General features: G+C 37.6%; 17 protein-coding genes. 12 read left to right on the top strand and 5 right to left on the bottom strand.

The genetic code is table 11. The features are described 5' to 3' along the window. Positions 1 to 310 precede the first annotated feature (310 nt). The 8 genes from PSF31_RS12595 to PSF31_RS12560 all read left to right on the top strand — a co-directional run bounded on the left by PSF31_RS12595 (position 311) and on the right by PSF31_RS12560 (position 7,432). Complete coding sequence (locus tag PSF31_RS12595) at positions 311 to 649, top strand: helix-turn-helix domain-containing protein (protein ID WP_004264112.1); 339 nt, start codon at positions 311 to 313, stop codon at positions 647 to 649. A gap of 92 nt (positions 650 to 741) precedes the next feature. Further along, entirely contained in the window at positions 742 to 1,275 is a 534-nt protein-coding gene (locus tag PSF31_RS12590) for a fimbrial protein (protein WP_004264109.1), read from the top strand. A gap of 72 nt (positions 1,276 to 1,347) precedes the next feature. Then, a complete protein-coding gene (locus PSF31_RS12585; protein WP_136135201.1) occupies positions 1,348 to 1,878 on the top strand; it encodes a fimbrial protein in 531 nt (176 codons plus the stop codon). 38 nt (positions 1,879 to 1,916) lie between these two features. Further along, a complete protein-coding gene (locus PSF31_RS12580) occupies positions 1,917 to 4,442 on the top strand; it encodes an outer membrane usher protein (RefSeq protein ID WP_004264101.1) in 2,526 nt (841 codons plus the stop codon). A gap of 28 nt (positions 4,443 to 4,470) precedes the next feature. After that, a complete protein-coding gene (locus PSF31_RS12575; RefSeq protein WP_004264098.1) occupies positions 4,471 to 5,232 on the top strand; it encodes a fimbria/pilus periplasmic chaperone in 762 nt (253 codons plus the stop codon). Between the two features lie 33 nt (positions 5,233 to 5,265). After that, on the top strand, positions 5,266 to 5,889 hold the full coding sequence (locus tag PSF31_RS12570; protein WP_004264096.1) for a fimbrial protein: 624 nt from the start codon (positions 5,266 to 5,268) through the stop codon (positions 5,887 to 5,889). 49 nt (positions 5,890 to 5,938) lie between these two features. Further along, positions 5,939 to 6,838 (top strand): hypothetical protein, encoded by a 900-nt coding sequence (locus PSF31_RS12565; RefSeq protein ID WP_164560991.1) that lies wholly within the window; start codon positions 5,939 to 5,941, stop codon positions 6,836 to 6,838. Between the two features lie 63 nt (positions 6,839 to 6,901). After that, positions 6,902 to 7,432, top strand: a complete 531-nt coding sequence (locus PSF31_RS12560; RefSeq protein ID WP_096864000.1) for a fimbrial protein — start codon at positions 6,902 to 6,904, stop codon at positions 7,430 to 7,432. A gap of 439 nt (positions 7,433 to 7,871) precedes the next feature. Here the strand turns inward: PSF31_RS12560 and PSF31_RS12555 are convergent, their stop codons facing one another. Both PSF31_RS12555 and PSF31_RS12550 read right to left on the bottom strand, forming a co-directional pair. Then, the gene (locus PSF31_RS12555) at positions 7,872 to 9,485 is read right to left on the bottom strand and encodes a GMC family oxidoreductase (protein WP_096863999.1); all 1,614 of its coding nucleotides are present in this window, start codon (positions 9,483 to 9,485) and stop codon (positions 7,872 to 7,874) included. Positions 9,486 to 9,751: 266 nt separating this feature from the next. Further along, positions 9,752 to 10,648, bottom strand: coding sequence for a LysR family transcriptional regulator (locus PSF31_RS12550; RefSeq protein ID WP_004264091.1), 897 nt, complete (start codon positions 10,646 to 10,648; stop codon positions 9,752 to 9,754). A gap of 124 nt (positions 10,649 to 10,772) precedes the next feature. Between PSF31_RS12550 and PSF31_RS12545 the strand changes: the two genes are divergently transcribed. Further along, positions 10,773 to 12,422, top strand: coding sequence for an alpha-keto acid decarboxylase family protein (locus PSF31_RS12545; RefSeq protein WP_096864011.1), 1,650 nt, complete (start codon positions 10,773 to 10,775; stop codon positions 12,420 to 12,422). Positions 12,423 to 12,460: 38 nt separating this feature from the next. Here the strand turns inward: PSF31_RS12545 and PSF31_RS12540 are convergent, their stop codons facing one another. After that, positions 12,461 to 13,441, bottom strand: coding sequence for a Gfo/Idh/MocA family protein (locus PSF31_RS12540; RefSeq protein WP_096863998.1), 981 nt, complete (start codon positions 13,439 to 13,441; stop codon positions 12,461 to 12,463). A gap of 465 nt (positions 13,442 to 13,906) precedes the next feature. Here PSF31_RS12540 and PSF31_RS12535 point away from each other — a divergent pair, with 465 nt between their 5' ends. Genes PSF31_RS12535 through PSF31_RS12525 form a run of 3 tightly spaced genes read left to right on the top strand, consistent with a single transcriptional unit; the run spans position 13,907 to position 17,895 of the window. After that, the gene (locus tag PSF31_RS12535) at positions 13,907 to 14,629 is read left to right on the top strand and encodes an IclR family transcriptional regulator (protein WP_004264067.1); all 723 of its coding nucleotides are present in this window, start codon (positions 13,907 to 13,909) and stop codon (positions 14,627 to 14,629) included. Positions 14,630 to 14,654: 25 nt separating this feature from the next. After that, positions 14,655 to 16,070, top strand: a complete 1,416-nt coding sequence (locus tag PSF31_RS12530; protein ID WP_164560990.1) for a YfcC family protein — start codon at positions 14,655 to 14,657, stop codon at positions 16,068 to 16,070. Positions 16,071 to 16,074: 4 nt separating this feature from the next. Then, a complete protein-coding gene (locus PSF31_RS12525) occupies positions 16,075 to 17,895 on the top strand; it encodes a CocE/NonD family hydrolase (RefSeq protein WP_004264061.1) in 1,821 nt (606 codons plus the stop codon). A gap of 75 nt (positions 17,896 to 17,970) precedes the next feature. Here PSF31_RS12525 and PSF31_RS12520 read toward each other — a convergent pair whose 3' ends face one another. Together PSF31_RS12520 and PSF31_RS12515 are read right to left on the bottom strand one after the other, a co-directional pair. Further along, positions 17,971 to 19,116 (bottom strand): ABC transporter substrate-binding protein, encoded by a 1,146-nt coding sequence (locus PSF31_RS12520; RefSeq protein WP_096863997.1) that lies wholly within the window; start codon positions 19,114 to 19,116, stop codon positions 17,971 to 17,973. Positions 19,117 to 19,134: 18 nt separating this feature from the next. Further along, on the bottom strand, positions 19,135 to 21,258 hold the full coding sequence (locus PSF31_RS12515; protein WP_096863996.1) for a TonB-dependent receptor family protein: 2,124 nt from the start codon (positions 21,256 to 21,258) through the stop codon (positions 19,135 to 19,137). Between the last annotated feature and the right edge of the window lie 113 nt (positions 21,259 to 21,371).

Genomic DNA, 21,371 nt, shown 5'->3' with positions numbered 1-21,371 from the left:
TTTATTAAAATTTGTTAATTTCAGATAAAAATACTTTTTTTTATGTCAAACCAAGCCTAATAAACTAACAAGCTAACTTCTAAATTTGATTTTAAAAAAATTGTTAAAAACTTTAAATGTTTATAACTTATTGTTAGATAAGAAAAACAACTGAATTGTAAAAAGTGTAAATATAGCCAATTAAATAGACTCTATTCTTTTTCGTGGTTTGATTTAAAAAATACTACTCATTATAATTGTAAGCACTTAAAGGGAATATATAAGAGCACAACAAATTATAAATTATTAAACTGAGACCTTGTTATTAATTATGAGTAAAGTTAATAGAGTCATATCCAAATATGAAACACAAGATAATCTATTTTCTATTTACTGTGGATTAGTTATAAGAAAAATACGTAAAGAGAATGGTATTTCTGCTTGTGAACTAGCAAAACAAGTAAATGTTTCACAGCAACAAATGTCACGTTATGAACGTGGAATAAATAAAATTAGTATTGATATGTTATTTAATTTAAGCGTAGCACTCGATTGTCCATTTGAAAGAGTCATTAAGCTTATTATTGCTGAAGTTCAAAAATCCCCTTCGGATGATGTAATTTCTTTAAAAAATAAGATATCAGCCTCTGATACAATTTATTTTTATTAGTCCATTTAAATATATTTTATTTAAATATTTTTTATTAAAAAAATGCATATAAATATTTATATGTATATCTATACTTATCGTTTGAGGAAAAAATGAAAAAAATTATTTTAGCAACTATGATTTCTGGTTTAATGAGTACATCTGCTTTAGCTGTTGATGCAGGGAGTGGTACGGTAACATTTTCTGGTTCTATTATTGAAGCGCCATGCTCTATTGCTCCTGGTGAAGAGAATCAAGAAGTTCCATTAGGCCAAGTATCTAATGTGACTTTAGATAACGGTGGTGAATCATCAGCACAACCATTTCAGATTAAATTAGAAGGCTGTAACCTAAAAGGTGATAATCAAGTTGCGGTAACTTTCAAGGGAACTGAAGCGGGGAAAGATACAGGTTATTTACAGATTACAGGTGATGCTACTGGTGCCGCAGTGAAGATTATGAATTCATCGGGTACTCAAATTAAAGTTAACTCTGGCGCAAAACAAAATTATGTTGAAGGGAATAACACATTAAAATTCCAAGCATCATTAATTGGACTTCAGCTAGTTGATTCGCAAAGCAAAGTTATTCCAGTAACACCAGGGAAATTCCAAGCAGTTACTAATTTTACATTAGCATATAATTAAATAAATTTTTATAAGATGCTATCTCACCACGGGGTTGATAGACCTCGTGGTGTATATTTTAATGGTTATAATATGATAACAAAGAAAAAAGAAGTTATTTTATCATTGTGTTTTTTTTTACTATTACCTTTTTTAAAAAGTGCTTCTGCAAATAACTCAATGGATCTGATAATGCAAGGTAGCATTATGGATACGGCATGTAGTATTGATACTGGTTCTTATGAACAATCCATTGATATGGGAATTTTACCACTATCATTAATACAGCAAAAAGGACAAGGACAAGCACATGATTTTTTTATTACATTAATTGGTTGCAAACTAACATCTTATACAGGTGAACCATGGAAAACATTTGAAGTTTCATTTGATGGGCCTGTTAATGGGGATTTTTTTTCAGTATCGGGGTCAGCACAAGGTATAGCACTATTATTAACTGATTCGAAAGGAGTACATATTTACCCAGGAAAAAAAACACTACCGAACGATATAAAAGCTGGGAAATATATTTTGAATTATCAGTTAAAAGTTATTTCAGATAAAACACCGTTACGTGCTGGGCAGTATCAAACATCACTGCGTTTTAAACTAGATTATTACTAAATAATAAATAAATTATTGTTAGATTTTAGGAATATTTTATGTCTTCGTTACCTATTTATACACCAAAATTAAAATGGTTAAGTATTCTTATTGGATTAACAATCAGTTGTGTGACTTTAACTATCAATGCAGATAATCATATTGAATTCAATACTGATGTTTTAGATTTAGAAGACAAAAATAACATTGATTTAAACCAATTCTCTCGTGCGGGTTATATTATGCCCGGAGTTTATAACTTTACGCTAAAAATCAATAACGAACAAATATCTGACATTAGCATCCCCTATTATTCTGGTGAGTATGATCCTGATAATAGTCAACCTTGTTTATCTCCAGAAATAGTTAAGCTACTCGGGCTTACTTCTGAGTCGCAAAAAAAATTAACATGGTGGCATGAAGGGCAGTGCCTTAATGAAAACAGCTTGCCGGGATTATTGCTGCGCGGTGATTTAGCTACGTCATCTCTATATGTCAGTATTCCACAAGCGTACCTAGAATACACATCAGAAAACTGGGATCCCCCTTCTCGCTGGGACAATGGAATATCAGCATTACTTATTGATTATAATGTGAATGCTAATGCCACTAATTCCTATAATGGAGGAGCAAATTCATCCTCAGTAAATAGTAACGGTGTCGCAGGTATCAATTTAGGTGCTTGGCGGTTTAGAGCTGATTGGCAAAGCCGCTATAACCACACAACAGGAAGCCAAGGACGTGACCAGTCTGATTTCACATGGAACCGTTTTTATGCATACCGAGCTCTATCTGAATTAAAGGCTAAACTCGTACTGGGTGAAGACTATTTGGCTTCAAATATTTTTGATGGCTTTAGATTTATTGGTGCAAGCTTGCAATCTGAATTAAGCATGATGCCACCAAACTTGCGTGGATATGCCCCTGAAATAACAGGGATAGCACAAAGTAATGCTACAGTGACGGTCATGCAACAAGGACGGATACTGTATGAAACACAAGTTGCGCCGGGTCCCTTTCGTATCCAAAATTTAAGTGATGCCATAACAGGAACTTTAAATGTTGCCATTAAAGAGCAAGATGGTTCAATTCAAGAGTTTCAAGTTGATACCGCAAATTTGCCATATTTAACAAGACCTGGGCAAGTTCAATATAAACTTGCGCTAGGCCAGCCAACGAATACCGAGCGCCAAAGTGAAGGAGAAAATTTCATTACAGGTGAATTTTCTTGGGGTATTAGTAATGGTTGGTCTTTAATTGGCGGTAGTTTGAATAGCCAAAATTATAATGCGCTATCAATGGGATTTGGGCGGGATTTACTCGCATTCGGTGCACTTTCATTTGATGTTACTCAGTCTATCGCCCGTTTATCCGGTGAAGGGACATTAAGTGGGAGCTCATACCGAGTTAACTATTCTAAACGATTTGAAGAGTTCGATAGCCAGATACAATTTGCAGGTTATCGTTTTTCAGAACGAAGTTATATGAGCATGAGTGATTTCTTAAATACCCAACGAACAGGGCTACGCAATTATGGAAGCAAAGAGCTATACACTATATCTGTAAATAAGAATTTCCAGGATATAGGGTTATCATTATATTTAAATTATAACCATCAGACGTATTGGGATAAAAAAGATAATGATTATTACAGTTTAATGCTATCGAAATATATGGATATCGGTCCAATAAAAAATATGAGTATTAGCTTATCTGCAAATCGTAGTTTTTATAATGGTGTGACCGATGATAGCGCTTATGTATCATTATCTTTCCCACTAAGTAATGGGGCAAATGTTGGTTATTCGATGAATACAAGCCGCTATGATACGACTAATCGTGTTTCTTATTATGACCGATTGGATGATAGAACAAATTATCAGGTAAGTGCAGGTGCAAATCGAAAAGGTGGAACCGCAAGTGCTTTTATTTCACATCAAGGGGATAATGCTCGTTGGTCAGCCAATGCGAATCATATAAATAACCAATATAGTGCTTTTGGCCTTTCCACTTCAGGTGGCTTGACCTTAACAGGGAAAGGTACGGTTGCACATAGAATAAATAATCTCGGGGGAGCACGTATATTAGTTGATACTGATGATGTTCCAAATATTACGATTCGTGGTATTGGTGTTCCTGTTGAATCAAACCGATTTGGGAAAGCAGTTATTTCAGATGTCAGTAGCTACTATCGAAATAAAGCGCAAATTGATTTAAATAAGCTACCTGATGATATAGATGCCCAACAATCTGTTATTCAAGCAACATTAACTGAAGGTGCTGTTGGATATCGTTCATTTTCGGTTATTTCAGGTCAGAAAATTATGGCTGTTATCGTACTTACTGATGGTACTCATCCACCATTAGGAGCTCAAGTAACAAATCATAAAAAGCAAAACGTAGGGATTGTAGGTGATTTAGGTAATACTTATATAAGCGGTGTTCATCCTTCAGAAATAATGAATGTCACATGGGGTAAAAATATGTCATGTGAAATAATTTTCCCCTCTGAATTAATGAATCGAGAAATTCAAGATAATTTATTACTTCCATGCAACGAGGTAGTAAAAGCAATAGTCAAATGATTATTTAGTTTAAATAGATAAAAGTAATATGAAAGGTAATAACCAAATGAATATCAAAAAGACATTAATGAGTATTTTTTTAGGGCCTTTAACCCTAAGTGCTTTTTCAGAGGCTGCGGTATCATTAGATAGAACAAGAGTCATCTTTGATGGAGAGAACAAGTCAATCTCTTTAAATATTAATAATAATAATAAGCAACTTCCTTATCTTGCTCAAGGTTGGATTGAAAATGAAGAAAGTAAAAAAATAACATCACCATTAATTGTATTACCACCAGTTCAACGATTAGAACCAGGAAAATCTAGTCAAATGAAAATTGAAGCTCTACCCGATGTAAAAAACTTACCTCAGGATAGAGAGTCTTTATTCTATTTTAATATGCGAGAGATTCCACCTAAGAGTGATAAACCAAATACTTTACAGATTGCATTACAAACAAAAATAAAATTATTTTATCGTCCAGAAGCAATTGCACCACAGCAAAACAGTGCGCCATGGCAAGAAAAAATGCAGCTTGAAAAGAAAGGAAATCTTGTTTTTGCCAAAAACCCAACGCCTTATTACATCACAATAATTAATGCAGGGGCCCATGCAAATACGGATGCGAAAAAATTTAATCCAATTATGATTGCGCCCTTTAGTGAGATCAATATTGGAATGACAAATGAGCAATTAGGTAATACCCCCGTGATTACTTATATTAATGATTATGGTGGTCGCCCAAAATTAACCTTTGATTGTAAAAATACAATCTGCTCTGTTATTACAAAAAATTTATTAAATAAATAGTAAAGGAATATAAAGCTAAATGGGGACATATTTATGAGCTCAAAAATATATCGTTGGTTACGTTCAAAATATATAGTCATTTCACTTTGCTTAGCCACAGTATTGCCGGCTGTTGCTGACAATAATAATCTATTCAGGCCTACAGATGGTTGGGAGGTTGATGGCCAGCATGGGGTTATCCATGTTTCAGGCTCTTTAACTGAAAACCCATGCGAATTAGCTATGAAATCTAGTAATCAATCCGTTTCGCTAGGAAATTTATCATTTAGTGATCTAAATTCTTCTGAGCAAGTGATGCAACCTATTCCATTCCAAATTGAGTTGTTAAATTGCTTGCAAGTTCAAACTGAACTTCAAAATTTCCAAACTGGAAAAACAGTATGGAGTAGCACACAGCCTGCGGTCAAAATCAAATTTTTAGCGGCAAGTGAACCTGAACATTCAAATATTATTCAAGTCAATGGGGCATACGGCTTTGGGTTGCAAGTAGCAAATTCAGCAGGAGAAATATTACCAATAGGTAAAGAAAGTAACCCAACGTTAATTGCATCGGGCCAAAATAGCCTAATTTATTATGTCTCAGCTATAAGAACGTCCGGTCCACTCATACCTGGTGCTTTTTCTGCTTTAATTGCTTTTGAAATGCTATATGATTAACGTCATAGCATCACGATAATAATTTATAAAATTGATAGGTAATAGCGTAATGCTAAAAAGTAAAAATATTTATTTTTTTAAAATAATGATGCTAGCTTTACTATTTATAATTAATAATAAAACTAGTGCAAGTCCATTAAATCCTAACAGTATATACACCACAAGTAAGTTACATAATCTTATTAATGATGCATACTATACTATACCAAAAACGTTAGGCCCTTATTTTTTATATATTCCAGATGAGATAAAAAACAGCACGAATACTGAGTGTAATATTACAGTTATTGCGACTGGTCGCTCATCGACAGGCTCTATAACCTCTATGGCAACACCAAGTATTTCTCTACTAGTTGGATTTAGTAGTATATATAATGTAGGTGTTGTTAAATACTATTCAGTTACACGAAACACACCTAAGCACTGTAGTGAAGTATTACCCGACTTCGGCGTTAAGTTTGGGCAGTTTGATGTTAGATATATAAATTTCTTCGATTACCATGCATCAGCAACAGGTTATGCTGATACATGCTTACAAATAATTGTGAATGGAAAAGATGTAGGAACAACCTGTTCAGTTAATGTCCCAGAGATCCCAGTATTGCCTTCTTGCAATGTATCTATGCCATTGACGATATCTCATGGCAATGTCAATTCAAATAATATAAATGGAAATATAGCAAAAATTGACGGAGACATATCGTGTACTGGCGATATGAGTGCCACATTTCAATTTTTACCTGAAAATGAAGTTGATTTATTACATGGTGTAAAAAGTCAATTAGATGTATGTGTCTCAGGAAAATGTATGTTGAATAATTTAGTTCAAGCGGATATTAAAAAAAATACAAACTTAACCTTTTCCGTTAGTTCAACTCTATCTTCATTAGGAAATCCCGAGCCAGGTTCGAGGGTAGGAAATGCTATTTTATCTATTGTAATTAATTAAAAAATTAAATCTAAGTTACTTGAAATTAATTTATTTGATTTATCGATTGGAGTATAAATCATTATGATATTTTTAACTCAAATAATAAAAAAAAGAACACTTTTACTATTTGTAATTCTCACTAACATACTGATTATTTTTTTTAGTAGCTTTTGTCTTGCCGAAACCTATACATTAACAATTAAAGTGGATGTGATTGAAAGCACTTGTGATGTGTATGGTGAAAATGGCCCTGGACAACCTATTGAAGTCTCATTTGGTGAAATAAATCTACACGGATTTACCAGTGAACGTTATACAAAAAACATTGACTATCATTTGGATTGCGGAAGTAAATCATCCAGTAATCCAAATCTTAAATTAAAACTTGAAAGCTCTAATGCAAGCTTTAATACAGATTTGCTTGAAACATCTAACCCTAATTTAGGACTAAAAATTCAAGCAGATAATACGCCTTTATTACCTAATGAATATCGTAATTTTACTTACTATGCACAGCCAGTATTAACTGTGTCCCCAGTTTTTCATGAAGGGAAAGAAATTGAACTAGGTTTATTTACCGCTTCTGGAATATTGAAAGTGGAATATCAGTAATAGTTTGTTTATCTTTCAAATGATTATGCTCGGTCGAAATTTTTATCGTGAAGGTAAGGTTTATCTACATCATCCCAAGCCAATCAAGTCAGCTTCACCTATAACGCTCTTTGGCATATTATCCAAAAAAAGGAAATACGACTTTATGTCACTTTATAGTAGTCATTGCGAAGTAAATTTTTTGTATAAAATTATTTAACTTTAATAAAAGTACGCTATTTTATTTGATGGATTTAATTAAATGAATATACCGCGAGTACAAAATAAACCATTAAATATAAAAATACTATAAATCAATAAAGCAAAATAACGGTTTAATATATAACACCACAACTTAATGTTAGATCGTTCTAAGTACCGTAAGATTATTGAAACAGCATAAAGTGTGGGTGGTTGCCTTGATTTTATGCTGTTTTTCTATTATTACCTTATCGCAAGACTAATTTGCGTTCCTATCTTCTATAATCATCGCTGCTGCGCGTTCTGCAATCATGATCGTTGGGGCATTTGTGTTTCCACTTGGAATTTCAGGCATCACAGAACAGTCCACGACACGTAAGTTTTCAATACCATGTACACGTAACCGCAAGTCAGTCACTGATGTTGTAGTATCCGTTCCCATACGGCAAGTTCCCACAGGATGGTAAACCGTTTTACAAAAATTTCGGACAAACTCTTCAAGTTGAGCTTCATCATGGCGCACCGACGCTGGCGGCATTAGAACTTCTTTGCTTAATACTTGTAATGACGGGCAATCCAATACTTCCAGTCCAAATTTAACTGCACGTTTGCAACCTTCCATATCTTCAGGTGACGCAAGATAATTAGCATGTATCTTTAGTGGTGCTTGTGGGTCTGCGCTGCGCAATAAAACTTCACCACGGGACTTAGGTTGCAGGTACCCGACCTTTAAAGAAAAGCCGTGGGCGGCGGGTAGAGGTTCGCCAGGAACATCATCCCAACTATCTAAAATAGGTAAAAAATGAATTTGTACATCAGGACGACCTTGGCTGCAACTGTCTTTAAATGCAGCGCCTTCTAAAACGTTAGAGGTGAGCAGCCCACTGCGAAATGCTATCCACTCTACCCCGTGTTTAATCGCATTTAGACCTTGGTCTGCGCCGAATAAGCTAATTGGTTGCTTAGTCGTGACGTTAATTGACATATGTAGGTGGTCATGAAAATTTTGGCCAACAGGCAGATTCACATGAGTATCAATCCCCAACGAAGATAGGTGCTCCTCTGGCCCGATCCCTGACAGCATCAATAATTTTGCAGAGCCCATCGCACCAGAACAAACCAATACTTCGCAACTAGCGAATGCCTCAACTTCATGGCCATTTTTCCCTTGATAAGCAACACCAATCGCGCGGCCATCGCGAATTATAATACGGTTCACTTGAGTGCCAAGCTTTAATGTCAACTTATCACTCTTTTCCACTGATTTTAAATAGGTTCTTGATGTGCTGGCTCTTTCTCCATTATGCGTTGTCGTCTGGTAAAAGCTTGTTCCTTGCTGGCTTTCTCCATTAAGATCATTGAGATAAGGAAGGCCATGCTCTTGTGCTGCACGAATAAATGCCATTGATAATGGGTGCCGATATCTATTTTCACTGACAGGAAGTGGGCCTTCTGTTCCATGATATTCCCCTGTCAGGCTTTCATTGTTCTCTGCTTTTTTAAACCATGGCAATACATCCGCATATCCCCAACCTTCACAACCATAGTTTAGAGCCCAATTATCATAATCTTGTTTCTGTCCTCGGATATAAATCATTCCATTGACAGAACTACTTCCCCCCAATACTTTCCCTTGGGCAATTTGCATTTTACGGTTATTAGCATGAGGCTCTGGCTCAGTTTCATAAGGCCAGCTTTTTTGGGCGATAATTTTCGCTACACCTGCAGGCATACGAATAAACAAATGGTTATCGTTATCGCCCGCTTCGATAAGTAATACTCTAGATTGCGTTTCTTGGATCAACCGAGCAGCAAGAACACAACCGGCAGAACCCGCACCTACAATAATATAATCATATTTTACTGCGCTCATTTGTCACCCCGCCAAATAAAATAAACAATTTATTTTCATTTGCTTAACAATAGCGCTTTTAATTCATTAATGTATGAACAATATTCCGCATATGTGATTTAAATCAAAAATAATTTCTTATGTAATTATTTTATAATCTCAATAGATTCTGTTTATTAAAGAAAATTTTTAATTAAGATTAATATTTAAACCTTAGCAATATTCATTAATAAATGAATGTTTTTGGGCTGTTTAATGCAAGACTTAGCAATACAGGACTAACTGCCTCATCTTGCCCTATTGGCCTTTAATATAGTTAACGCCAAATCATGCCATGCTTTGGCACGACGGCTTTGGTGGTGGTTTTTTACTGTCGCTAAAGCAATGTCGTAAGCCAATATTGGCTCAATAACTGGAATAACGGATAATCCCACTGAACTGGTATTCTGCCACATACTATCTGGTAGTAGCGTTACCCCTACCCCAGCTCTTACCATTGCAGTTACCAAATCTAAATGGCTACTGCGTCCGGAAATAGTGGGCTTTTTGCCATAAACACCGCAAGCACTGACAACCAGTTCATTAATTAGAAAGTCATCAGAAAAGAAAATAAAAGGCTCATCGACTATTTCACTAAATTTAACAAATTCACGGATCGCGAGTGGATGTTGTTTGCTGACTAATAGCATTAATCGGTCCGTTGAAAAGGGGTGTACTTCAAAGCGGTCATCAGCAAAAGGTAACATCACAGCGGCAGTTTCAACTTCACCATTTAACATTGCCTCACGCATTTTTCGGGTACCTAACTCAAGAATTTTCAGTTCCACCTGTGGGTAACGTTGGCTAAAAGCCATAATAATGTCAGCAAAATAGGTCGATGCTATCACGGGAGGTAGCCCAACAGGTAGCACACCAGATATAGGACCCGACCTTTCCTGTAACGCTTTTTTCATACTGCTAAACTGTGAAAGAATTTGCTTCGCATGAGCCAATAAAATGTCCCCTTCCTCCGTTAATTTAACGCCATCGACTTCCCTAATCAGCAAGGTATAACCAAGCTCATCTTCTAATTTTTTAATACTGCGGCTAATCGCCGGTTGCGTTACAAATAAACTTTCTGCCGCACGACTAAAACCATTGAGCTGTACGACTTCAACAAAATAACGTAATGAACGAATGTCCATTGCACCCCCTATGATTTTTAGTTATAGATAGAATGAGTTTAAGTGATTTCCTTTAAAGCACAATAAACGATAAAAATAATTCAATTTAGAATTATTAGCTAAGCAATTAATGGAGATCAGCATGATGAATAAGACGGTTATCGAATACGTATTGGACAGACTTTACCAAATCGGTATTCACGATATTTTTGGTGTTGCTGGTGACTACGCATTCCCTATTGAAGATGCAGTATGTGAAAGTGAAAATATGCGCTGGATTGGCAACTGCAATGAACTTAATGCTTCATATGCTGCAGATGGCTACGCCCGCGTGAAAGGTGCAGCGGCATTATCGACGACTTTTGGTGTCGGCGAACTTAGTGCTTTAAATGGTATTGCAGGCGCTTATGCCGAACATCTTCCCATTTTTCACCTTGTTGGTATGCCAGCAAGTGGGGTTCAAAAAAACCACCGTTTAGTTCACCACACTCTAGGAAATGGTGATTTCGATGTATTTTATCAAATGAGCCAACACTTAAGCTGTGCTCACGCTATTTTAACGCCTGAAAACTGTATTGCCGAGACAGAGCGCTTAATTACAAGCGCTTTACAAAAATCTCGACCCGTTTATTTAGGTTTCCCTTCTGACTACGCTGTTATGCCAATTAAAGCAGATAAAACATCTGAAACTATCACTATAAATAAAAGTCATAGCGAGTCATTATCAGCTGCCGTTACAGCTATTGTCGAAAAGCTCACATCGAGTACAAAAGCCTGCATTATTCCTGGAATTTTAACAGCACGTTTCGGCTTAACGACTGATGTTGAGGCTATTATTCAGAAAACTGGCCTACCCTATACCACTATGTTTATGGATAAAGGGGTCTTAAGCGAATCTAACTCTCGATATATGGGGATTTATAACGGAAAACTAATGAATCCTGAAGTGAGAGAATTTGTCGAGAGTTGTGACTGTGTTATGGGGATCGGTGCAGTATTAACGGACTTCAACTCCGGCAGCTTCACGGCAGCTATTGCCCCTGAAAGCTGTATTAACATTCTTTCTGACCACGTGAAAGTGGGCTCTGCTATCTATCCAAATGTATTGATGAAAGATGTGTTACATAAATTAAAAGAACTTGTGCCCTCACTGAACCATGTTGGGATCAAAGCCCAAGATTTAGGATCTCCACAACAAGGTGAAAATGGCCAAATTACTGCCTCATATTTGTACCCTCGCCTAGAAAAAATGTTCCGTAAGGACGATATTATTATTGCAGAAACGGGAACTGCATCCATGGGGTTAGGTTTTGCTTTATTACCTGAAAATGCACAGTTTCATAACCAAACCTTGTGGGGCTCTATCGGTTGGGCCACTCCTGCTGCATTTGGTGCAGCAATAGCTGAGCCACACAAACGGGTGATTTTAGTAACTGGAGAAGGTTCTCACCAACTCACTGCCCAAGAGATTAGCCAGTTTGCCCGTTTTGGCTTAAAACCCATTATTTTTGTCCTAAATAATGACGGCTATTTAATTGAGCGGCTTTTGTGTAAAAACCCTGAAGCCTATTACAACGACTTACCCCAGTGGAATTATGCACAGCTTCCCGCGGCATTAGGCTGTAAAGATTGGTATTGTCAGCGTGTTACCAACTGTATTGAATTAGACAATGCGATTAAACAAGCCGAGCTATCGAACCATGCGGCCTATATCGAAGTGATCATGGATAGATATGCGGCATCTGAGCTTGCTGAAAAGCTTGGTAAATCAGTAGCATCTTTATATTCATTTTAAATTGACAAATTATGGCAGCCATAGCGCTGCCAATGTATTTATGATTCAAATACCAGCCCTACATCGTCCCGTGATTGATGCAATATTTTTGAAACAATTAATGCTAATTCAAGCAATTCATTACATTTAGCATGGCTTTTAGTGCCAATTTGCTCACGAAAGAATGCAAACTCATAGACCATATGATTGATTGTTGTATCCCGAGATACGCTGGATATTTCCCCGTCAATGCAAACCTCGACTGACTGGCAAAGACTTGGAGCCCCCTTGATACAAATATACCCTTTGGTACCTTGAATAATAAAGTAACCAGGGCTCGCCGAATCTTTCGCTCCCACGCACGATGCAACTGAACGCCCAAAATGGGCGGTTAATATCCCTGATGTATCAATTCCATTAAACCCTTTATTACAAATATAATGGCTACTATCGGGTGCTCCCATCAAGGCCGATAACAAATAAATGTTATATAGATTAATATCATAGAGTGCACCGCCTGCTTGCTGTGGGTCAAAAGCGGCATGAATACGGCCTTGTAAATAGTCATTGTATCGACTTGAATATTGGGAGTAATTACCGTGAATCACTTTGATTTCACCAATTTTATCAATATGTTGTTTGATAAAATGAAATTCAGGAGTATGAATAGACGTAATGGCTTCAAACAAAAAAAGCCCTCTAGTCTGAGAAATGGAAATTAACACCTGCAATTGTTGCCAATTTGGTGTAAACGGTTTCTCGCATACCACATGTTTGTCGGCCATCAATGCATCAAAGGTATACTGAAAGTGCAAATGATTTGGCAAACCTATGTATATCACATCAACATCAGGGTCTTGCAGGAGTTCTTGATAATCAGTATACAACTTTGCTATACCAAATTGTTGGCAAATAACCTGCCCCTTTTCAATACTTTCCTCCCGAACACACAGTGCAACTAGCTCTATCCCCTGCACCTGTATTAAAGCATCAAGAGCCGACATGATTATTTTTCCAGAACCGACCAGCGCGAGTTTCATCTCTGTTATCCATTAAAGAAAGTGAATTTCATTCTGCCATAAGGCTCATTATTTAAGAAATACCTTCGATGCTTTTTTGATAACCTCTGCCATTTCCGAATTTTCCCCTTAAAAATTCAATAAAAACGACGATTTTTTTCGCTGGAGGTTCTTTTATTTATTGCTGGTGTACGAATCAATTTCACTAGGTGAACCAAATAACCGCCATAAATGACGATTAGCTTCCCATTTACAATCATTTCTATTCGCGTTGTCATCAAAACTTTCTTATTTTACATTTCCTATAACCAATTGTTTTATATTAAAAATACTCCACTTTCATTTTTATCACTGAAAAATACCTTTTTAAAACCCTAACTCACCTCACAATTTATTAACAACTTTCTTGAATCATTTTTTATTATTCTCCATGCTAATTTTATTAAATAAACCAATGGTTTACTGTATGAACCAGTCGAGGTTGATATGAAAGAAAATATTGTCACTGCCGTTGATGATGCTTTATTGTTATTGATGCTATTAGGTGAAAAAAACAATCTTGGGTTAAGTGAACTTGCACGCTTATCTGGCATGAATAAATCCAAGGTATACCGCTTATTATGCACATTGGAAAATCGCCATTTCGTACAAAAAAATGAAAATCCGGTTACCTATCATTTAGGCCATCAATTATTAAGCTTGGGGAATTGCGCTCGCCAACAAATTAACTATATTCAAGTCGCAGAGGTTGAAGCAGAGCAACTACGTCAACGTTTTGATGAAAATATTCAAATGCGTATACGTGACAACGATGAAATTTTACAAGTTCTTCATAAGCCATCAGGACAATCACTTCAAGTGCGCAGTGAAGCTGGTAATCGCCGACCGTTAGGATCTGGGGCTTCAGGCAGAGTGCTATTGGCTTACTCACCTAAAGATGTTCAAGCACATTTTATTGAAAAGAACCCCTCTATTGAAAAATCTATTGTAACCATACGCTCACAAGGTTTTGCAATTACCCGAGGTGAATTAACCGCAGGTATTGGTGCGATCGCCGCACCTATCTTTTCACAACATGGGGAATGCATTGCTTCACTGAGTATTAGCTTACCTCTAAGCCGTTTTTCTGATGAAAAAGAACAAGATATGACTGAGCAACTGCTTCTGTCTGCTTTACGTATATCGAGGCAGCTCGGTTACGACTCATAATTAATACAATAAAAGAGACAACATCATGCAACCAACAAACAGCACAATACAAAGCCCATCTTCACCACCAGGCTGGCAAATGAACCCGGTTTTAGTAATGTTAACTATAGTTATCATTGCCTTTTTAATGACTTATTTTGTTAATTCAGGCCAATATGAGCGTGATGGCAAAAAAGTCATTCCTGACTCTTACCAAACTATCACTAAAGACATTACGTTAGAGCAATTATTAGGCACTGAGAAATCGGAGGAAGGTACTGCCGCTCCTGTCAGTTTGCCTCAACTATTTAAAGCGATCCCCGAAGGAATTGTTAAGCAATCGCCACTTATATATATGGTGCTATTCATCGGAGGAATGTTTGGTATTCTCAATAAAACAGGGGCAATAGAATCAGGACTAGAGCGATTGCTCCATGTTACCCGAGGCAATATCTACTTGTTAATCCCTTTCTTAATGATTGTATTTTCCATGGGGAGTACCTTTATGGGGTTGGCCAAAGAGTATCTTTTGGTTATTCCCATGGTTATAGCCTTAGTGAAACGCGTTGGGTTGAATGAACTTATTGGGCTTGCCATTGTAGCTATTGCGGTTAAGGTAGGATACCTCGCCTCCATCACCAACCCATATGCACTTTCTATCGCACAACCGCTTGTTGGTTTACCCGTGTTTAGTGGTTTAAGTATGCGAATTGCGGCGTACCTTATTTTTATTACACTCGGTATTTTATTCGTTTTCTATAGCATTCGTAAAACGACACTCACAAACTATGTGGTTGAAGAACATAATCAAACCACACAATTAACCCATCGCCATAAACTTATGTTAATTGTCTTAGCTATCGGTGTTGCATTTTTAGTCTATGCCTCTAATCGCTGGCATTGGAAAAATAATGATTTATCTGCTTACTATTTATTCTTAAGTGTCATTTTAACTTGTTGTAGTGGTTTGACCGCAAGTGCCGCCGCTAATGCATTTGTCAGTGGAATGAAAAAAGTCCTCATCGCAGGGGTGTTAATTGGGTTAGCGACTGCTGTCGAAATTATTCTTTCTCAAGGTAAAATTCTTGATACCATTATTCATCAATTAGTTGGGCTTGTCGGTAATCACGGTCCTTATGTTTCATCATATAGCATGTTTATTTCCCAACTATTATTAGACATTGCTATTCCATCTACTTCTGGGCAAGCCGCTGTCACAATGCCAATTTTAGGCCCCGTTGGTGAAATTTCTGGTGTTTCCCCTCAAACAACGGTTTTTGCATTTTTAATGGGGAATGGGCTAACCAATATGATCACACCAACATCTAGTGGGTTATTGATCTTTTTAGCTACAGCCGGTGTCAGTTGGACCACCTGGGCAAAATACATTTTACCGCTTTTTATCATTTTTATGGCAATCAGCATTGGTTTATTGAGCATCGCCGTTACCATAGGGTATTAGTAAGATGGATATGAAGAATTACCGAATAGAAATGCGTGATGGAATAATGCTATCAACCGATATTTACTTTCCACAAACTCAATCAACTGCATCTTTTCCCGTTATTATAGAGCGAACCCCCTATGATAAAACCGCACCTTCTCGTTCGGAAAAAACGGTATCAGGCCAGCAAATAACACGCCAAGAAATGGCGAAATACTTCAATAAACATGGTTTTATTGTCGTGTATCAAGATTGCCGTGGACGTTATGAGTCCGAAGGAAAGTTCACAAAATATATTAATGAAGCTGAAGATGGTTTTGATACATTACAATGGATTATGGAACAACCCTGGTGTAATGGCAAAATAGGCTCAATGGGTCTCTCTTATGCCGCTCATACACAATTAGCGATGGCGTGTTTAAATCCACCAGGTTTACAGACGATGGTGCTGGATTCTGGCGGTTTTGCCAACGCCTACCAATGCGGGATCCGTCAAGGGGGGGCTTTTGAACTCAAACAAGCCACTTGGGCGTTTAAGCAAGCTAAACTAAGCCCACTCGCCCAACAATCTCCCGAAATTTTAGCCGCACTCGAACAAGAAAATATCCATGAATGGTTTACGACAATGCCATGGCATCAAGGACAAACATTGCTTAAACATGTTCCTGAATATGAATCATATTTATTTGAACAATGGGAAGAAGAGTGTTTTTCCGATTATTGGCAGAAAATAGGCATTTATGCCGAAGGCTATTATGACCAAATACCGGATATCCCAGTGTTATTTATGTCTAGCTGGTACGATGCCTATGTCAGTTCAACATTAGATAACTACTATGCATTTGTTACCAAAAAACAATCACCGCAAAAATTGATCATGGGGCCTTGGCTACATGGTGACCGTAATATCACGCATAGTGGCGACGCAGAGTTTGGTGATATCGCAGCATTTGACCACAATGTTAGTGAAAGTTGGTTATCTTGCCGTTTAAACTGGTTTGAAACTCACTTAAAGGATGAGAGCGCCAAAAACCATCGTGACGAAGTAACAATATTCATGATGGGTGGTGGAAGTGGTAAACGCAACCAACAAGGACGTATAGAGCATGGGGGAAAATGGCTTAGCCACCATCAGTGGCCTTTGCCAAATACTGAGAAAACTGCGTATTATCTGTGGCCAGATAACAAATTACATCATCAGCCCTACACTAAAACAACTACAATATCCTATTGTTATGACCCTAAGCACCCAGTGCCTACCATTGGCGGTGCCTTAACCTCAGGTCAGCCTATATTTTGGGGTGGGGCTTTCAATCAATGTGAATTACCAAAGTTTTTTGGTAGTAAGCATAATAACTTACCCCTTTCTGCCCGCTGTGATGTATTAGTATTCGAAACCGAAGAATTACAAGCAGATGTCTGTTTAGCAGGTGAAATTGAAGTGTCGCTTTGGATAAGCAGTGATGCATTAGATACAGATTTCACTGCAAAACTTATTGATGTTTACCCTCCCAGTGCCGATTACCCTCAAGGCTATGCCATGAATATTACTGATGGCATCATCCGTTGTCGTTTTCGGCATGGTTATGAACGGAAGGAATTATTAACCCCAAATGAAATTGTCGAAGTAAAAATTAAGCCGTTTGCCTGTGCAAACCGTTTCGCAAAAGGACATCGTATACGATTAGATATTTCTAGTAGCAATTTCCCTAAATATGACTTCAATACAAATACAGGTAAAACTATCGCGGGTGATAGAACCTGGAAAATAGCTTGTAATAGCCTACATATTTCTAGCGAATACCCGTCAAAAATCATTTTGCCCGTGCTCAACGAAACTTAAAAATAATATAATTAACCAATAAATTTGCCCGCTTTAACTGCCAACACCACTAAAGCGGGCTATATGAGAGGAAATTTATTCCGCTTGAACCCAAAATACACCATCCCCCTCTAGGGCAGTAAAGGTCTGGTGTAAATAATCGCTATCTGCCTGTGGGTCAAGGTCTGCAAACAACTCTGGGTGGATAAATTTTGCAATCGCTTCCACCGCAATAATGTTAAATGGCGTATCGTAGTATTGCTGGTATAACGCTAATACTTGCTTGTTTTTGTAAGCAGATAATGAACGAAACTTAGGGCGATCCATTAGCTTACTCAAGCGGGCTAAAGACTTTTGTTTATCCCCCGTATAACCTAACGGCACAGAAGCACTACCTTTACGGGTACTATCCCAATCAGCTGCGGTCATTAAATAATAGTCAGGGTTGCTGTGAATCAATTGTTCTTCACTGATTTCCCCACCCATTCCAATACTAAACCATTGTGAACCTAGGTTATTCCCGCCTGCCGTTTCAACAAATTCGCCAAAATTACCATTACCGAACGTTTTACAGCAATAATCTTCCCCTTGGATACCAGCAGCTCGTTCAATGAATACGCTTGGACGCTGCTCTTTGCTAAGTTTAGCCACTCTTGAACGGATTAAGTCTAACTTTTGTTGATAAAACTGATTAAATGCTTGCGCTTGTTGTTCCTCACCGAATACTTGGCCAAGTAATGCCATACTCGGCATGGTATTTTTTAATGGATATTGCCTAAAGTCGATAAAAATAACGGGTAAACCACTTTTTTCCAATAACGATAAGGTGCCACTTTCAGCAAGCTTACTTTTTAAGCCAATATCAAAAATTAACAAATCAGGTTGAGCGACTAAGGCTTTTTCAACACTAAAATCTGTCGTATAAGGGTTGGGAAAAACAGGTATTTGACTGAGTTGTGGAAATTTTTTGCTGTACGCAACACTCAAATCAGGCGCTTTTTTAATTAACGCATCATCCCAAGCAATAATCCCTTTTAATGGGTCTTGCGGATGTAATATATTTAACGCAACTAAAACACGGCTGTCCGCCAGCATCACTCGAGATACAGGGGCATTAACCGTCACATCCCTACCCGCAATATCCGTCACAGTGATAGGTGCCGCCAAACTATTAGTTGAAAATAGTAGGCTAACAGCACTAAGAATCAGCACGAATGCATTGATAAGTTTTCTCATTATCATTGTTCTGCCTTATTTTTATTAAAATTTTACGGATGCTTGAACATAGTAAGTTCTTGGCTGCCCCACATAGATACCATAATTGTTATCCGTAGAACGTGTAAAATAAGTTTGATCAAAAAGATTTTTAATACCAGCAGATAGCGTTAAATCAGACAAACTTTTTCCAAAATGGTACTCGCCTCGTGCGTCCCACACCATATAACCGGGGATTGTTCCGTATCGACCATCAGCACTTGGTTTTGTTACATAATGGCTTGATGTTCCTGGCGATTCTTGGGTAGATTGTGCATAAGTATTTAAGTTCCATACCCAATTACCAGTTTCATAACGGCTACCTGCGGTAAAGACTTGCCGTGAATAAAACGGTAAATCCTTATGAGCGAAATCCCCTTTTTTACTTACCGCTTTAGTGTAGGTATAAGTACTATACACACTTATACCATCCAATTTATCGCTCAGCTCAGACAGGTTATACCTTGCCGCCAATTCCACACCTTGATGAGTTGTGGCTCCCAAATTTGTCCAACCCGTTGTATTTTCAACGTAAAGTAATTGGTCATCGAAATCGATATAAAATAATGTCGCTTCAAGAGATAGCGCAGTATTATCGTATTTAGTCCCCACTTCATAGTTATGTGCTTTTTCTGCACTTAACCCATTTGCAGGTGAATTCCCTACCCCTTTCGTATTCAACTGAAAATACTGCAAACTGCCAAATGACGTACTGGCATTGGCAAATAGTTTCCATTCATCATCAATGTGATAGATCACCGCTAGCGCAGGAAGCGGTTCGCTATATCGCTTACTTCTGTTTTGGTTTTTAAAACTGTCATTTAAATGAATATTAATGTTCTCATAGCGGATCCCTGGGATCACCGTCCAATTACCAACATCAATGGTGTCATCAAGGTAAATAGCATGGGCTTCTGTTCCACCTGATGTGTGTTGGTAATAATCATTAGTACTCGGCCGCGAACTTTGAGTGCCGGCTTGGTACCAATTTGAACGGTAAGCTTTTTCGTCTGCGGTTTCATTTAAATAACGGTATCCCACCGTCACTTCATGTGAAATATCATTAAAACGGAATAATTGTGAATAACTCGGTTCAATTGCATACGCGGTATAGTGACGAGGGTAAGAAACTAACCGTCTTTCATTCGCTTTATCTTTATGGTCACTTTCTATATAACTCCCCCGATAACTTTTACTAAACCATGTCATTAACTCAAATTGTTTATCATCTTCTTCATGTTTATATTTCAATGACATGTCTTGTCGATTTCCTTCAAAACGGTCATAAGGCCGTGTTGATTGGAATGGGTCAGCCTTATATTGCGCTTGAGTTAGCCCACCTGGCATACCTGACATTGCATGATAATAATGAAAATTAGCCAGTAACTCGTCGTTATCGGTTATGGCATAACGTGTTTTTAAAATCAGGTCATCAATATCTGTATTATCATTGCTTTTACGGTAGCCCTGCCCATGTAACCCTGAATACAGCAGTATCGCTCCCGCAGAGTCATCGGCTTTTGAGCCCCCCACGGACGCATCGACTAGGGTTTTGAGCCCTCCTGTTTTAGCCCCTTGGGTTTGTAACGAAACACCACCAGAAAAGTCTTTCGGGATAGGTTTTGTCACAAAGTTAATGACGCCACCCACATTTTGTGGCCCATAACGTACGGAAGCTCCTCCGCGGATCACATCAATAGATTCAATACTCCCTAGTGATAATGGCGACATCGACAGCTGAGGTTGGCCATAAGGAGCTGCCGCTAGTGGCATACCGTCGAGTAAAATCGTTGAGCGAGGTGAAAGGCGTGAGGTTAACCCACGAACCCCAACATTCAAGGAAACATCGCTCCCACCTGTCCCGTTACTTTCTCGTACCTGCACACCGGGTATCCCTTTCAATGCATCAGCAATGGTTTCACTGCCTGATTCTTTAATTTGTTGCTGCGTTTTTACCGTTCGAGCACCTGGGTGATTAAATACCACCTCACCATCTTCAGTATTTTCAAGCCAATTGCCTGTAACTGTAATCTGATCATTTTTTGGATTATCAGCAGCAAATACATGATAAGGCGCTAATGCCGCTGAAATTGCTAATGGTATGAGTAGCTTGCTAGTTTTTAAATTCATAAGGAATAAGCAATAAAGGAGATTAAGAGAGATAATGATAATTATAATCATTACAAACAATCAACTTAATTTACTATTTATTTTGAAATTATTCTGTTTTAATTCCTTATTAT

Source organism: Providencia sp. PROV156, from assembly GCF_028480905.1.
GTDB lineage: Bacteria > Pseudomonadota > Gammaproteobacteria > Enterobacterales > Enterobacteriaceae > Providencia > Providencia hangzhouensis.
This window is presented reverse-complemented; position numbering and strand designations above follow the sequence as displayed.